At 72.1% G+C, this 15,467-nt stretch carries 14 protein-coding genes; 6 read left to right on the top strand and 8 right to left on the bottom strand.

The genetic code is table 11. From position 1 onward, the window contains the following. Positions 1-9 precede the first annotated feature (9 nt). The 6 genes from ABD198_RS15600 to ABD198_RS15575 form a co-directional block, all read right to left on the bottom strand. Positions 10-1,005, bottom strand: coding sequence for a DNA cytosine methyltransferase (locus ABD198_RS15600; protein ID WP_344001522.1), 996 nt, complete (start codon positions 1,003-1,005; stop codon positions 10-12). Continuing rightward, positions 993-1,403 (bottom strand): very short patch repair endonuclease, encoded by a 411-nt coding sequence (locus tag ABD198_RS15595; protein WP_167994131.1) that lies wholly within the window; start codon positions 1,401-1,403, stop codon positions 993-995. The genes ABD198_RS15600 and ABD198_RS15595 overlap by 13 nt, the downstream gene beginning before the upstream one ends. A 54-nt stretch (positions 1,404-1,457) precedes the next feature. Continuing rightward, complete coding sequence (locus ABD198_RS15590; RefSeq protein ID WP_167994133.1) at positions 1,458-4,343, bottom strand: Z1 domain-containing protein; 2,886 nt, start codon at positions 4,341-4,343, stop codon at positions 1,458-1,460. Between the two features lie 119 nt (positions 4,344-4,462). Beyond that, the gene (locus tag ABD198_RS15585) at positions 4,463-6,043 is read right to left on the bottom strand and encodes an ATP-binding protein (RefSeq protein WP_344001520.1); all 1,581 of its coding nucleotides are present in this window, start codon (positions 6,041-6,043) and stop codon (positions 4,463-4,465) included. Positions 6,044-6,310: 267 nt separating this feature from the next. Beyond that, the gene (locus ABD198_RS15580) at positions 6,311-6,511 is read right to left on the bottom strand and encodes a DUF5988 family protein (RefSeq protein ID WP_167993949.1); all 201 of its coding nucleotides are present in this window, start codon (positions 6,509-6,511) and stop codon (positions 6,311-6,313) included. A gap of 65 nt (positions 6,512-6,576) precedes the next feature. Continuing rightward, on the bottom strand, positions 6,577-7,596 hold the full coding sequence (locus ABD198_RS15575) for an SEC-C domain-containing protein (protein ID WP_167993951.1): 1,020 nt from the start codon (positions 7,594-7,596) through the stop codon (positions 6,577-6,579). A gap of 271 nt (positions 7,597-7,867) precedes the next feature. Between ABD198_RS15575 and ABD198_RS15570 the strand changes: the two genes are divergently transcribed. Beyond that, positions 7,868-8,725, top strand: a complete 858-nt coding sequence (locus ABD198_RS15570; RefSeq protein WP_344001515.1) for a fumarylacetoacetate hydrolase family protein — start codon at positions 7,868-7,870, stop codon at positions 8,723-8,725. 263 nt (positions 8,726-8,988) lie between these two features. Here ABD198_RS15570 and ABD198_RS15565 read toward each other — a convergent pair whose 3' ends face one another. Both ABD198_RS15565 and ABD198_RS15560 read right to left on the bottom strand, forming a co-directional pair. Then, positions 8,989-9,495, bottom strand: coding sequence for a heme-degrading domain-containing protein (locus ABD198_RS15565; RefSeq protein WP_344001513.1), 507 nt, complete (start codon positions 9,493-9,495; stop codon positions 8,989-8,991). Beyond that, positions 9,492-10,583: a Gfo/Idh/MocA family protein gene (locus tag ABD198_RS15560; RefSeq protein WP_344001511.1), complete on the bottom strand. Its 1,092-nt coding sequence runs from the start codon at positions 10,581-10,583 to the stop codon at positions 9,492-9,494. Before ABD198_RS15560 ends, ABD198_RS15565 begins: the two co-directional genes overlap by 4 nt. On the opposite strand from ABD198_RS15560, the gene ABD198_RS15555 reads away from it, so the two are divergent. The 5 genes from ABD198_RS15555 to ABD198_RS15535 all read left to right on the top strand — a co-directional run bounded on the left by ABD198_RS15555 (position 10,582) and on the right by ABD198_RS15535 (position 15,297). After that, positions 10,582-11,919: an ROK family transcriptional regulator gene (locus ABD198_RS15555; protein ID WP_344001510.1), complete on the top strand. Its 1,338-nt coding sequence runs from the start codon at positions 10,582-10,584 to the stop codon at positions 11,917-11,919. The genes ABD198_RS15560 and ABD198_RS15555 overlap by 2 nt on opposite strands. Positions 11,920-12,218: 299 nt before the next feature. Next, positions 12,219-13,205, top strand: coding sequence for a hypothetical protein (locus ABD198_RS15550; protein WP_344001509.1), 987 nt, complete (start codon positions 12,219-12,221; stop codon positions 13,203-13,205). Between the two features lie 235 nt (positions 13,206-13,440). Then, positions 13,441-14,220: an HAD-IIA family hydrolase gene (locus ABD198_RS15545; protein WP_344001507.1), complete on the top strand. Its 780-nt coding sequence runs from the start codon at positions 13,441-13,443 to the stop codon at positions 14,218-14,220. A 244-nt stretch (positions 14,221-14,464) separates the two neighbouring features. Beyond that, complete coding sequence (locus ABD198_RS15540; protein WP_344001506.1) at positions 14,465-14,659, top strand: hypothetical protein; 195 nt, start codon at positions 14,465-14,467, stop codon at positions 14,657-14,659. 2 nt (positions 14,660-14,661) lie between these two features. Continuing rightward, on the top strand, positions 14,662-15,297 hold the full coding sequence (locus tag ABD198_RS15535; protein WP_344001504.1) for a sortase domain-containing protein: 636 nt from the start codon (positions 14,662-14,664) through the stop codon (positions 15,295-15,297). The last annotated feature ends 170 nt before the right edge of the window (positions 15,298-15,467 follow it).

The raw sequence follows: 15,467 nt of genomic DNA, 5'->3' as shown, positions 1-15,467 counted from the left end.
GGCGGAAGTCTAGCCGGCCGGGAAGTGTGCCGAGTCGCTGTCCAGGGCTTCCGCGATCGCCCGGCCCAGCGCCTCTCCGACGGGCGGCGGTGTCGCGTGCCCGATCTGGCGGTAGCGGGCGGTCTTGCGCCCGGCGATCCGCCACGACTCCGGGAATCCCTGCAGCAGTGCCGCCTGGTCGGTCGTGAGCTTCACCATGTTGTCCCTGCCGAGTTCCGGGGCCCAGACGAAGTCCGGGCCGGGGACCGTGTCGGCCACCGTGTGCGCGTCCACGCCGAGGGTCGCCCACTTGCGCTTGGCGCCGGTCGGCCCCAGGTCGGCGCCGCCGCGGTTCTTCGAGCCTCCGACCAGAGTCGGAGCCGGTTCGTCGGCCTGAGCGGCCCAGCGGGCGGCGTCCCGCCATCCGCGTGCGGCCATGGACGGCCCGAGGACGGCACCGACCGTCCTCGGCTCTCGCACCGTGGGAGCGGGTGGCCGGAAGGCGTGGGCTCGGCTCCGCTCGACGGCCACCAGGACGCCCTGCTTGCGGTTCTGCGGCACGCCGAAGTCGACGGCGTTCACCACGAACCAGCTGAACGCGTATCCCAGATGGACGAGCTCCGCTCGGGCGTAATCCCGGAACGGCCGGTACTCCTCGGCGTGAGCGAGCTCGGGGACGTTCTCGATGAGCACCGCCCGCGGTTTGATCGCGTGCACCAGGAGGATCGTGGCTCTCAACAGGCGCAGTTCGGTCTGCGAGTCCGCCCGTCCCACGGTGGCGCTGGACCGCACCCGTGGCAGACCCGCCGAGAGAAGGTCCACGTCATAGCTCTCGGGGTGCTCGACCGGGTCGAAGTCCACGAGATCGGCGTGGAGCACGTTCCAGCGCGGCCGATTGAGGCGCAGCGTCTCCACCGTGAGTTCGTCGTCGTCCAACAACAGACGTGGCTCGAAGCCGGCCCGCTCCAGCCCCAGGGCGAGGCCACCCGCACCGGAGCACACGTCCACGAAGGTCAGTCCGCCCACTTCCGGTGCCCCCGCCCCTTCTCCGCCAGACGCCGTGCCACGGCGGTCCGCACCTGTACGGCCACCTCCTCAGGAGCCTCGTGCTCCCAGAACCGCAACACCGTCCACCCCTGCGCGGTCAGATGCTCGGTGGTCTCACGATCGCGCGCCATGTTCCGATCCAACTTGGCTCGCCACCACTCGGCGTTCTGTTTCGGCCACGTAGCGTGCAGGGGACACCCGTGCCAGAAACACCCGTCGATCAGCACCGCCACCTTCGCCCGCGTGAAGGCGATGTCGATACGACGCCGCGCCATGCCCGGCACCGGGTACTCCACGCGATAGCGCAGGCCCGCCGCATGCAGCAGGCGTCGTACGGCCAGTTCGGCACTGGTGTCCTTGCTGGCCTGGCGGGACATGCGCGCGGAGACGTCGGGGGACGAGGGCCTCACGGTGTTCAATGGTGTCAAGCCTCAGGGGCGTACGTCGGCTCGGTCGATGACCACCGCATCCTGCCGGCTCTTGTCGATCGTCCGGAACCGGACCAGCGGGCGCCCGGTACCCACCGATGACCGCGGGGCCACGTACGAGAAGGCCATCACGACGTCACCGGGAGCGATCGTCCCGTCGGGACCGAGACGCGGCTCGGACTCGACCACCGGGTACAGCAGGAGCGCGCCACGGCCCGAGCGGACGTACCCCTCGACGGCCGCGTTCCCGGCCGTCTCCAGAGCCCCCGCCACGCGCAGCGCGACGTCACGGTGCTTGGGCTCGCTGAGCGCGCCGAACAGCGGACCCCGTCGCCGGTTCCGCCTCGCCGGGGTGAAGGGACCGTGCCCCAGGATGCGCGCCTCCACGCGCCGGGCGGACGTCTGCAGCGGGGTGATCACGAGCCAGTCGTCGATCTTCGTGGCTCCTTGCGCGGCGCCCAGCAGGAATTCCAGGTGGGGCGAGAACTGGCTCGGCGCCGACCAGCGCAGTGCGCAGAGCACCGTGGTCAGCGTCTCGTGCGAGATCGTTCCCACCCGAGCCTCGTACGCCGGGCCGTCTCCGACCGCGAGGGTCACCGGATCACGTCCCAGTGCGGCGAGCACCGGCTCCCAGGACGCCGTGTTGTGGGCCAACTCCTCGGACGTCTCCGGGTGGGCGGTCGGCTCGACCCAGGTCCCGGGCGACCGCACCTCCACCAGCTCCGCGTTGAACATCTTGTTCCGGGCCGACGGTCTCACCCACGGCAGGTGCTGGGCCACCAGCGGCGGAATCTGGGCCGGGGTGACCTGCGGGCGGCCGTCCACCATGGGGGCGTAGCGGGCGAGTTCGGCGCGGAAGAGCTCCTCGTCGCGGCAGATGGCCTCGAAGGCCTCGTAGAGATCGACCGTCTTGGCGTTGCGGCCCCGGCCGAGTTGTTCCTCGCGGCCGATGTAGAGGCGTACCAGATCGCGGTAGCCGGGGCGGAAGCCGAACCAGCGGCCCATCTGCATCAGGGTGTCGGCCTGCTGTGTCGTCCGGCGGTAGTAGGAGACCGTCAGGCCCTCGACCGTGAAGCCGCGCGACAGCTTCGTGCCGCCGACCAGGATCTTCCAGACGTTCGGGGTGCGGTCGAAGTCCAGGTCGGGCTGGGCGTAGTCGCGTTCGCTGTCGCCGTTGACGACGATGACCGGGCTGCCGCCCCGGCTGATGAGCTGGTGAGCTCGCGCGACATGCGGCTTGAGTTCGGCGTACGTGGTCGGTGTGGGCAGGGAGCTGTCCGCGAACGACCGGAAGTCCTTGTCGAAGAGGGCCGACAGGCGCGCGTGGCCGTCCGGGCCGGTGTAGGCGGCGTTGTGCCACATGTTGCTGATGCGCAGAGCGAGCGCGGCGTGCTCGGCCATGCGCACCGATTCGTGCACGAGCATAGTGTGGTGGCGGAACGGCCCCTCGGGGACACCGTGGGTGGCGCGGTACAGCTTCAGCGCGCCCGTGAGGACGAAGGCGTCCAGGGCCTCCTGGAGGCGGTCACCGGTCGATTCGTAGATGCCCCGGACGTGCCGCTTCTCGGCCTCGCCCTCGCCGTCGGCGCTGTCCAGGTCGTGGAAGTCCTGGACGCCCATGTAGCCGTCGGGACGGGGGAGGGAGATGAGGAAGTCGCGCGGGAAGAGGTCTTCCTCGTCGCCCGGGTCGATGAAGACGTTGGCGAAGGGGGTTGCCGTGTAGCCCACGTACTGGGCACGGGGCAGGAGCTTCAGCAGCTTGCTTATCTGGCCGTTGATGGCGGTGCGGGTGACCGTGCCGGCCTCCCACTTCTTCGGGTCGGTGGTGTTCACCGAGGCCTGGTCGGACTCGTCGTCGATGATCAGAGTCGGGATCTCAGCGAGGATCGGACCGATCTTCTTGAGGTCCTTGACCAGCTTCTCCAGCACGCTCTTGTTCTTCTTCACGACCATGATGCGGGCCCGGGCCGCGTGCAGATTCGCCGGGTCGTGGAGCGGGCGGGTGCGGTCCGGCTTCTCGAACTCCAGGGCGCTGATGCCGCGTTCGAGGGCCATGTAGTCACGGTCGCGCGAGGTCAGACGCTCGATGTCGAAGGCGCCCAGCAGGGAGGGACGGGCACCGAACGAGACGAACTTCTCGGGCCAGTCCTCGTCGTCCTGGTAGTCGATGCCGACCAGGGCGTCGGGGTCGTTCGGGTCGGCGGCGCCCAGGATGTTCTCCTGGCCGATCAGTTCCATGTCGAGACGCCGCTGGGTCTGGCCGCGGAGCAGGTTCAGGGTGCCGCCGAGGACGATCACCAGGCGGTAGCCCGCGTCGATGGCCTTCGCGATGACGCCGGTGAAGTTGGCCGTCTTGCCGGACTGGACGTAGCCGACCACCAGACCGCGTGCGCCGTACGGCTCCTCGCGGGTGGGGTCGGCGAGCCGCTCCACCACCGCGTGCGCGGCCTCGTCCAGGCCGGTGACCGCCGCGTCGCTCCAGCCCTTGCGGCGCAGCAGGCGCTCGTACGAGGTCCAGTAGAAGGAGCGGTTCGCCGCCAGTTCCCGGCTGTACCAGGGCTCGAACTCGCGGCTGATGGTGACGGGGCCGGGTTCGGTGTGGATCGGGACAGCTGCGTCCAGCGCCTTGCGCAGGTCGGGGCCGAACGCGAGCTTGTCGTAGACCTCCGAGCGGCGCTCGCGGGTGCGAGGGGCGGTCGACGACCATGCAGGGGACTCCTCGAAGTCCCAGGCCGTGAGCCGGCGGCGCCACAGGACGAGCAGCTCGTCGCCGGGGTCCGCGGCAAGGAGACGGTCGCGGAAGACGGACAGGTCCGTGTCCGCCGGCTCGTCGGAGTCGGAGAGGGCGAAGGCGAGCTTGGCGAAGTGCCGCGGGCCTCTCCGGCTCATCGAGTCGAGAATCTCACCGTGGAGGTCGGCGAGGTGGTCGGCCGCGGGGCGGGTCTCGGCGGTCACAGCGGTGTGCGCCTCTCTGGAAGTACGGGACGTTGCCTGGGGGAGAGGGGCTGTCAGCCCTCTGTACGGGCCAGTTCGGCTCGTACCGCGGAGACGAGCACGCTGTTCCACAGCGCGATCTTGTCGGTCTGGTTGGCCGAGACCCGCTCCTTCTGGAAGATCTCGTTGAGCATCAGATAGAGCATGCTCTTGAGGACCGGGGCGTCGTTGGAACCGCCGCGGCGCCCGCCGTTGAAGGCGTGCCGGTAGTCCTTGTTCAGGATGACCGTGCGTTCCTTGTGGTCGATGGTGAACAGCAGGTCGGCGGAGTCGACACCGGGCGGCACGTCGAGCCTGGCCCAGGTGAAGGTGATGGGGTCGGCGCCCTCCAGCTGCGGCAGTTCGTCCCGCAGGGTCCGCTTCAGCTTCGGGTCGATGCCCTTGCCGGGTGGGACGGCCGAGGGACGCCTGACCTCGGTGCGCCGCTTGGCCGCCTCGCGGTAGGTGGCCTCGGCCTCGTGCAGGTACTCGGCGAAGGTGTGCCCGGTGCCGGGGACGGTGGCCTTCTCCAGCCCGCGGGCGAACGCCGGCGTGACCTGGACGCCGTCCTTCTTCACCGTCAGGGCGAACACGTCGTTGGGCTCGGGCGGCAGGTCGACGGCGATCCGGGCCAGAGCGAGGTGGCCCTCCGCGCTGCGGGTGTCGTTCCAGCCGCCGGCCTGGACGAGCCGGTCGTTGCGGTAGAGGTAGAAGCCCTGGCGTTCGGCGAGCGGGCCGATGCCCCGGAAGGCGACCAGCGGCGACTTGGGCGGCCATATGTGTGCGGTGAGCGTGATGTCGCCGACGCCCTCGACCGGTGCGACGTACTCTCGCGGGTAGCCGGGGCGGCCCGTGACCCGGTAGCCGAAGGGGTCGATGGGCTCCACGCCCCGGTGGTCCAGCTCCTCACGGGTGTGGACGTCCTCCACCACGATGTCCACGTGGAAGTCGTCGCGGGCGAGGAAACGGTGGAGGTAGAGCCCGAGGTGGGTCTCGAGCCGTTCGATCGCGTCGTTGAGGTAGCGGTCGGTCTGTCCGGCGGTGATGGTCTCGAACGCGCGGACCTGGTCCCAGCGCACGATCGTGCCGTGCCAGCCGATGATCCCGTCGTAGCGGTCGACCAGATTCTGGCAGTACCCCGAATCGACGATGTCGCAGGTGAAGTCGGCCTGCGCGCGGGCCGTGAGCCAGCGCCGGCCCGCCGAGGGGCTGCGCTTGGTCCGGCTGATTAGGGTGAGCGAGTCCGCGTGGGAGAGCGAGGCGGCTTTGAGACCGGCGCCGAAACGCCCCAGCGCCCCGGCCGAGTACGTCTCCTGACCCCCGACCGTCATCGCGGTGTCGAGGCCCGCCTCGTCCATGCCCTGACCGTCGTCGATGACCAGCAGGCTGACGAGGCGGTCGCGTCCGCCGTGCTCACCGGTGTCCCGGAGGAAGCTCACCACGACGTTGTGGGCTCCGGCGTCGATCGAGTTGTCGATCAGGTCGGCGATGGCCGCCTCGAAGCCGTACCCCTGGTGCGTGAGGGACTCGAAGGACCTTGCCGCCGGAGGGAGCCGCTTGCTGCCGGTCGTGGGTACTTCGAACTGCCATTCCGAAGACGGCTGGTGCAGCGGCATCCAGATGTTCCTCGCTCGCCGGGACATGCCACGAGACGCACGGCATGCCAGTCCAACTGATCGGATGTGACGATATCGTGCGGTAGGTGTGGCGAGTCAGGGGGATTGCACGAAGTGAAATCCGTCGTTCCGGATCCGCGGATCCCCGGCACGGAGGCTCGCGCCGGCCTTTCCAGGGGCTGACGGCGGCCGTCACCTGGTCATGAGTGACGCCCGTCCACGTCGTACCGGTGAACGGGCGTCGTCGTGTCTCGGTTCCGAGGGTGCCTACTCGGCCACCTCCGTCCGTTCCCACCACTCGTAGACCGTTGCGTCTCCCTCCTCGGTCTGGGCGTGGCGGGTCGTGACCTTGTAGTGCTCGTAGCCGCCCAGGTGGGGGATCTTGAGTTCCTGGCCGGGGGGAGTGATCGGGACGACCTTGCCTGCTAGGTCGTCCGGGCCACCCTCCAGGAGTGCTTTGGTGGTCATATGTTCAGTTTTGCCGTTCCGGGCGGCTGTGCATCTCGGGAGCGCCCGAGCCGAGCAGGCCCCGGTCAGGCCGGGGTGCCGTGGCAGGTCTCGTACGGGGCTGAGGAGCCGCACCAGCAGGGGGCGCCCGGGTCCGGGGGCCAGGCGACCGCGCGGCCCCGGGCCGCCAGGGTCGTCGCGTACTGGGGGAGGAGCGTCGCGTCCGCCGGGGACGCGCCCTCCGCGGCGGCGAACGCCTCGTAGGAGGGGACCGTGCCGGTGACGATGCCCAGGTTGCCGGTGCCCGAGGAGGCCAGTTCCCGCAGGGCGGACTCTATGGTCGCCAGGTGCGCCTCGTGGGAGGGGTACTCCTCGGCCAGGGAGGGATACGCCTCGAGGAGTTCCGCCAGTTCCGGTGCCGGCCAGTGCAGGACGGCCACGGGGAAGGGGCGGGACAGGGCCTCGCGGTAGGCGCCGAGTTCCGCGCGCAGGCGGATGAGCTCCGCCTCCAGCTCCGCCGGGTTCTCCGAGCCGAGGGACCATACGCGCTTGGGGTCGTGGAGCTCGTCCAGGCTGATCGGCAGGGTGTGGACGGAGTCCGCGAGGGCGTCCCACTCGTCGTGGTCGGCGCCCAGCATCCGGCGGACCCGGTGCCTGCCGAAGAGAAGAGGGTGCGTGGGCCTCGGCGGAGTCGCCGGGGCGTCGGCCAGCAGGAGGCGTACCGCCTCGGTGAACGTCTCGTGGGCCTGCTCCAGCTCGTCGTGGGCCTCCAGGGCCTCCGCGACGATCACCCAGGGGGCCGGGTCGCGCGGGGCGGCCGTGCGGATGCCCTCGATGATGGCGCGCGCCTCCGCCTCGTGCCCGTACTCCCACAGGTTGGAGGCCTTCAGGGCGCGGACCAGGTGCGGGTTGTCCAGCGGGGTGCCGGAGGCCAGCAGGCGGTCGTAGAGGGCCGTGGCGGCGGGGCGGTCGCCGGAGAGCTCGCGGTGGGCGGCGGCCCGCAGCAGCAGGGACTCGGCGTCCTCGGGGTAGAGATCGGCGGTCCGCTCCAGGCGTGCCGCCTCGGCGGTGTGGTCGACGTTCTCGGCAGGCATGTCGGGGCGCATGGGGGACACCGTACTGCCGACGGGGTGGTGACGTGAGAGGGCGGCTGGCCAGGGGGCGAACGGTGGCCGGCGGACCTGGAGCCTGGCGGAGCGGGCCGTGCTGTACCGCTGAACCGCTGAGCGGGTCTCCGCGGGCGCGGTCCAGTACGTGAACGGGGTCTTGCGGAGTGGACAGGGCTCTTGGAGGATCCCACCAGTCCTCCGATGGCTGCGCCTCGCCGCACCGATCGCAAGCATCGGGCGGGCGCCCGCGATCGAGGGAGACGTCTGGATGAAGCTGCTGCGAGTCGGTACGGCGGGACAGGAACGCCCCGCCCTGCTCGACGCCGAGGGAGCCCTGCGGGACCTGTCGGGTCTCGTCGCGGACATCGATGGGGCGCTGCTCGCCGACGAGGCGGCGCTCGGCCGGATCCGGGCCGCCGCCGACCGTGGTGAGCTGCCCGCGCTGGACGGGACGGGGCTCAGGATCGGCCCGCCGGTGGCGCGGATCGGCAAGATCGTGTGCATCGGGCTGAACTACTTCGACCACGCCAAGGAGACGGGGGCCGAGCCGCCCGCCGAGCCGGTGATCTTCCTCAAGGCGCCGGACACGGTCGTCGGACCGCAGGACACGGTGCTGGTGCCGCGCGGGTCGGTCAAGACCGACTGGGAGGTCGAGTTGGCGGTCGTGATCGGGCGCACGGCGCGCTATCTGGAGTCGGCGGAGCAGGGGCTCGCGCATGTCGCCGGGTACGCCGTCTCGCACGACGTGTCCGAGCGGGAGTTCCAGATCGAGCGGGGCGGGACCTGGGACAAGGGGAAGAACTGCGAGACGTTCAACCCCCTGGGGCCCTGGCTGGTGACGGCGGACGAGGTGCCCGACCCGCAGAACCTGAGGCTGCGGCTGTGGGTCAACGGGGAGCTGAAGCAGGACGGCTCGACGGCCGAGCAGATCTTCCCGGTGGGTGAAGTCGTGCGGTACGTCAGCCAGTTCATGACTCTGTACCCCGGGGACGTCATCAACACGGGGACGCCGGCGGGGGTGGCGATGGGCCGCCCGGAGCCGAAGCCGTACCTCCGGGCCGGCGATGTGGTCGAGCTGGAGGTCGAGGGGCTGGGGCGGCAGCGGCAGGAGCTGAAGGCCGCCTGACGCACCGGCGCCTACACCAACGTGACCGCGTACCGCTCCTGGATCCAGTCGATCGCGGGGGTCTGATCAGGACACCCGGATCCCCGGATCCCCGGATCCCCGGAATCCCGGATCCCCGGAATCCCGGATCCCCGGAATCCCGGACACCCGGACACCCGGACACCCGGATCCCCGGACACCCGGACCGGGTCGGCGAAGGGCCCCTCGCCGTGTGTGACGCTCCACGGCGAGGGGCCCCTCCATGTGCCCGGACGTACGACAGTTCAGCGCTTGGTCAGGAAGTGCTCCAGCGCCTCCACCACGAAGCGGTGGTCCTGGAGCTGGGGCAGGCCCGAGACGGTGACCGCGCCGATGACGCCCACGCCCTCGACGTTGATCGGGAAGGAGCCGCCGTGCGCCGCGTAGGTGTCGGGGTCGAGCCGGGAGGACTCCTCGAACGTGGTGCCCTTGGCCCGGTGACGGGCGCCGACCAGGTAGGACGAGGAGCCGTAGCGCTCGACCACCCGGCGCTTGCGCGCGATCCAGGCGTCGTTGTCGGGCGTGGAGCCCGGCAGCGCGGCGTGGAAGAGCTGCTGGCCCGCGCGGTGGATGTCGATGGCGACCGGGGCCTGCCGCTCGCGGGCCATCTCCACCAGCAGGGAGCCCAGCTCCCAGGCGTCGTCGTGGGTGAACTGCTTGAACACCAGGCGCCGTTCCTGTGCCTCCAGCTCCTCCACGCCCGGGGTCAGCTCCGGGTGGAACTTCGGGGTGAGCTCCGGGTTGTGCGTCACAGCGTCACCGTCACCTTCTCGAGTGCCGAACGGCGGGCCGCCTCCAGTACGTCGAGAGCCGCCGCCGCCTCCAGCGCGGTCACCGGGTTGGGGCCGCCGGCCGTGAGGGCCTTCGCCACGGCCGCATAGTAGGCGGGGTAGTCGCCGGGCAGGCTCGGTTCGGGGCGGCCGCCGCCGGTCACCGGGGACTCGCCGGCGCCGACCCTGCCCCACAGCTCCTCCGGCTCCACGCCCCACGGGGCGTCCGTGCCCGGACGCAGCCCGTCGCGCAGGGCGGCCTCCTGCGGGTCCAGGCCGTACTTGACGTAGCCGGCCTTCGAGCCCAGGACGCGGAAGCGCGGGCCGAGTTGAGCCGTGGTCGCGGAGACGTACAGGTGCGAGCGGACGCCGTTCTCGTGGGTCAGCGCGATGAAGGTGTCGTCGTCGGTGGCCGCGCCCTCGCGGCGGACGTCGGTCTCGGCGTACACGGTGGTCACCGGGCCGAAGAGGACCAGCGCCTGGTCGACGACATGGCTGCCGAGGTCGTAGAGGAGGCCGCCGATCTCCGCCGGGTCGCCGGACTCCCGCCAGCCGCCCTTGAGCCGCGGGCGCCACCGCTCGAAGCGGGACTCGAAGCGGTAGATGTCGCCCAGCTCGCCCTCGCCGATCAGCTTGCGCAGGGTGAGGAAGTCGTTGTCCCAGCGGCGGTTCTGGAAGACCGACAGGAGCAGGCCGCCCTCCTCGGCGAGCCTCGCCAGTTCCCGGGCCTCGGCTGCCGTGGCGGCCAGCGGCTTGTCGACGACGACCGGCAGGCCGGCCTTCAGGGCGGCGGTGGCCAGCGGGACGTGGGTCTTGTTCGGGGAGGCGACGACCAGCAGGTCCAGCTCGTCGGCGCGTGCGAACAGCTCGTCCGGGGTGGCGGCGATGCGGACGTCCGGGTACTCGGCGCGGGCCTGCTGCTGCCGCTCCGGGTTCGAGGTGACCACCGCGTCGAGCGCGAGGCCTTCGGTGGCGGCGATCAGCGGGGCGTGGAACACGGAGCCCGCGAGGCCGTAGCCGATGAGGCCGACGCGGAGGGGAGTGCCAGTGCCAGTGGTGGGGCCAGTCATGGCACCACTTTCGCAACGCTGTTGCCAAAGTGCAAGCGCGGGAGAGAATGGAGGCGTGAACAGGGCGATCGACGGGGACGACGCGGGCGTGGGCCGAGTTGCAGCGGACGGGACTCCGAGAAGCGGTACGGGCGTTGGTCCGGCTGGCTCGGCAGGGTCTGCGGGCTCGGGTGGTCCGGGCGGGGGCGGAGTCAATCTGCTCGGCCTGCGCAGCCACAACAGCGCCCTCGTGCTCGATCTGCTGCGCACCGCCGGTGCCCCGGGCATCAGCCGCCTGGAACTCGCCGAGCGGACCGGGCTCACCCCGCAGGCGGTCAGCAAGATCACCGCCCGGCTGCGGCAGGAGGGCCTCGCCGTCGAGGCCGGACGCCGCGCCTCCACGGGCGGCAAGCCGCGCACCGTGCTGCGCCTGGTGCCGGAGGCGGCACACGCGCTCGGCATCCACCTGGACCGGGACGAACTGCGCGCCGTGCTGGTCGACTTCAGGGGCACGGTGGTGGGGGAGTACCGCTCCCCGCTGGACCTGGGAGCGGGCGCGGAGCCCGTGCTGAACGGCATGGCACGGGCCGCGACCGCGCTGGTCACGGACGTGCTGCGGCCGGCGGACGGCACCCTGGCCGGCGCGCCCTCGCTGCTCGGCGCCGGTGTCGCGCTCCCCGGCCCCCTCGACCACGCCCGGGGCGTACTGCACCGCGTCACCGGCTTCCCCGAATGGGACGGCTTCCCGCTCCGGGACGCGCTGGCGCGCCGCCTCGGCATACCGGTCGTCCTCGACAAGGACACCAACGCGGCGGCCCTCGGCCTCGCCCTCAACACGCCTGCGGACGCCCCGGAGGACGATGGCGACGGCCCCCGGTCCTTCGCCTACCTCCACCTCGGCACCGGGCTCGGCGCCGGCCTCGTGATCGGCGGCCGGGTGCACCGCGGGGCGCGCACCGGCGCCGGGGAGTTCGGGCATCAGGTCATCCAGCTGGACGGACCGCTCTGCGGCTGCGGCGACCGCGGGTGCATCGAGGCGCTGTGCCTGAACGCCGTGGCGGCCGGTGATCTCGACGAGGCGGCCCGGGTGCTCGGCGCGGGGGCCGCCAACCTGGTGGGGCTGCTCGACATCGACCTGGTGCTCCTCGGCGGCCGTACGGTCACCGCGGCGCCCGAGGCGTTCGTGCGCGGGGTCGGCGCCGTCCTCGACGCCCGCGCCCGGCGCGAAGGCGGGCGTGCGGGTGGCGTACCGGTGCGGATCGCGCCCGGCGGGGAGCGCGGGGTCGCGGAGGGCGCGGCCCAGTTGGTCCTCGCGCCGGTTTTCGGGCGGGGCGCTGGAGAGACAGGGCCCGCGTAGCTGGGGAGACGGGCACCACGGGCCCCTCGTAGCCGGGGGGCGCAGCCCGGTCGTTGGCCCAGGAGCCTGGACCGGTCGTGGCCCAGGGTCCTGGAGTGGTCGTAGCGCAGGGTCCTGGACTGGTCGTAGCACAGGACCTCGGACCGGTCGCCGGCCCGCCCTGACCCGCTGGCCCACCCGCCTGTCCACCCGGAGGGCCCGGTGTGTGCTCCGAGCGGGCGGAGTTGTGCGGGCGTTCGGGGCGGGTGCACCGGATGGCGGTGTGCGGGGAGCCGTCCGACCGGCATGGTCATGTGTTCATGCGACCGCCCACGACCCTGCCCTCCCGTCCGGCGGCGACCGCCGCCCTGCTCGTCACCCTCGTGACCGCCGCCCCGGCCGTCTCCGCCCCGGCGCAGGCGGCACCGCTCGCCCCGCTGCCCACATGCGCCCCCGCCGACGAGCGCAGCTTCCCGCTGACCACGCGCCTGCACGGCGGGCCCCGCAGCTACACCGCCGGAGGCGGCCACGGGACCTGGCGGCTGAGGCTCACCAACACCACCGACCGCACCTGCACGCACATCCACCCGGTGATCGTCCTCGTCGACGAGGCGCGTGCCCTGGAACCCGCGCAGACCGTGCTGGAGTTCTACGACGACAAGGGCCGCCCGCACCCCGTGCGCTTCGTGCGGACGGAGGAGGACGAGCTGATCGGTGCCCTCGCCGACGACCGCGGCGGCTTCCGCGGGTTCACCGTGCGCCCCGACCGGACGGTCGACGTGCGGCTGCGCCTCGCGATCACCTCCGACGCCGTGGCCAACGAGGTCACCGCCAACGCGGCCGTGGTGCAGCGCAGGGGACGGGACGGGGAGTGGGTCGGCCAGTCGAACGACTACCGCTTCCGTATCGCCGGGAGGGAGCCGGCCACCGCGCAGCCGCCGCCCGGGGAGAGCAGGGACTCCGGCGAGTCGGAGGGGCTGGACGCCTCCGAGGGGCCCGACGCATCCGGTACGCCCCGCGAGACCGGCGGACCCGGTGAGACCGGCGGACCCGGTGAGACCGGCGGACCCGGTGAGACCGGACGACCCACCGACACCCAAGCCTCCGGCGCGGCCACCCCCGCCGCCACCTCCGCCTCCACCCCCACGCCCCCGCCCCCGCCCCCCTACGACCGGATCCCCTTCGCCGACGAACTCGCCCGCACCGGACTCGGCAGGGCCACCATCGCCCTGGCGGGCGCCGCGCTCCTCGTCCTCGCCGGCGCCGGAGCCGTGCTGCTCGCCCGCCGGCTCCCCGGCCGCCGCTGACCAGGAGAGAGGCGTGGCCTCCACCGACCCGGGGCCCCGGAGGCAATGACCGGCGGCCGCCGTTGACCTGGCGGCAAGCAGAAGTACAGCGAGTCGTCATACGACAAACGGCAACTTGTACGGGGAGATCGACGGGGTCCGTCCGACCCGGTCCTGACTACCCTGGGGTGCGTCGGTACGCCGTGGTTCCGGCGCCCCGCCCATGTCCCCAACGCCGCCAGGGAGTACGAAGCACATGGCAGATCGCAAGCCCATCGAGTCGTGGCTCACCGACATGGACGGCGTCCTCATCCACGAGGGCGTGCCCATCCCGGGCGCCGACGCCTTCCTGAAGAAGCTCCGGGAGTCCGGCAAGCCCTTCCTGGTGCTCACCAACAACTCGATCTACACCCCGCGCGACCTGCACGCCCGGCTGCGCCGCATGGGTCTTGAGGTGCCGCTGGAGAACATCTGGACCTCCGCCCTCGCCACCGCCCAGTTCCTCGACGACCAGCGGCCCAACGGCTCCGCGTATGTGATCGGCGAGGCGGGTCTGACCACCGCGCTGCACGACATCGGGTACGTCCTCACCGACCACGAGCCGGACTACGTCGTCCTCGGCGAGACCCGCACCTACTCCTTCGAGGCCATGACCAAGGCCGTACGGCTCATCAACGGCGGCGCCCGCTTCATCTGCACCAACCCCGACGAGACGGGCCCGTCAGCCGAAGGCCCCCTTCCGGCGACCGGGGCGGTGGCCGCCCTGATCACCAAGGCCACCGGCAAGCAGCCGTACTTCGCGGGCAAGCCGAACCCCCTGATGATGCGCACCGGGCTCAACGTCATCGGGGCGCACTCGGAGAGCAGCGCGATGATCGGCGACCGCATGGACACCGACGTCCTGGCCGGCATGGAGGCCGGGATGCAGACCTTCCTGGTGCTCACCGGCCTGACCAGCCCCGACCAGGTGGAGAACTACCCCTACCGGCCGTCGAAGGTCGTCGACTCCATCGCGGACCTGGTCGACCTGGTCTGACGCCCATCGCGGACCTGGTCGACCTGGTCTGACGCCCATCGCGGACCTGGTCGACCTGTCTGACGGCTGCCCCGGAGCCTCCAGGACTCCCGGACCTCCTCCGGGGCTTTCCGGACGCCTCGGGAGACCTCCCGGCCGCCAAACGCCCCCGGCCCGATCCCTCACCCGTACGGAGCAATCGGCCCGTACCGAGGATGCGTGGCCGGGGTGCGCGGGGGACGCTCCCCGTGACAGGAGGTTCACGATGCGTTCCCAGCGTCTCACTGTCTGTACCAGCGCCCTCCTCCTCGCCGCGCTCACGCTCGCCGCCTCCGACGCCCGCGAGGAAGGGCCCGGCACGGCCCAGGTCGTGCTCGGACTGGCCCTCATGGGGGTCGGCGCCGCGGCAGCGGCGGCGGTGCGCGGGCGGCACCCGCGCCGGCGACGGGGGACGAGCTGACCATGTCCGGACGAGAACGCGGCGGCACCGGGCGTCTGCTCTCCGGTGTCGCCTGGACGGTACTGCTGCTCGGGCTGTGGCTGTGGGGGCGTGAGGCCGGTGCCCTGCCGCCCGGCCTGTCCGGGGCGGCCACCGGCGACATGGCGGCGGCCGGACGCCCGCCCGAGACGGACCTGCCTCCCGCGCACCGGCCGCTCGGCGAGGCGGCCCCGCGCCGTCTGGACATCCCCGTCCTCGGTGTGGAGGCACCGGTCGTGGCCCGCGGGCTGGACGACCGGGGCACGCTCACCCCGTCCCCCGCCGCCGACCGGCCGGGCATGATCGCCTGGTACCGGGACGGGGCCACGCCGGGCGCCTCCGGCACGGCCCTGCTGCTGGGGCGGACCGAGGTGAGCACCCTCGAACGCGGCCAGAAGCTCCGCGTGGCCCGCGCGGACGGCAGGGTCGCCGAGTTCACCGTGGTGTCCGTGCGGGTCCTGGACCGCGCCCGGGCCGACGCCCTCCCGGTGTCCGCGCCGGGCGGAGGCGAGCGAGCCGGTCTGCACCTGGTCACCTGTGCGGGCCCCGCCGACGAGCCCGTCGACCGCTGCATCGCCCGCGCCATCGCCTCGGCCTACCTGACCGGCGCCACCGGCTGACAGCCCGCCGGAACCACGGCGATCGGCCCAGCCGGACAACGGCGCCCCGACCCATGGCGATCGGCTCAGCCGGACAACGGCGCCCGGCCCATGGCGATCGGCTCAGCCGGACAACGGCGCCCGGCCCACGGCGATCGGCTCAGCCGGACAACGGCGCCCGGCCCACGGCG

The organism is Streptomyces thermocarboxydovorans (assembly GCF_039524635.1).
Lineage (GTDB): Bacteria > Actinomycetota > Actinomycetes > Streptomycetales > Streptomycetaceae > Streptomyces > Streptomyces thermocarboxydovorans.
Note: the sequence above shows the minus strand (reverse complement) of the source record. Positions and strands in the feature narration are given on the sequence as shown.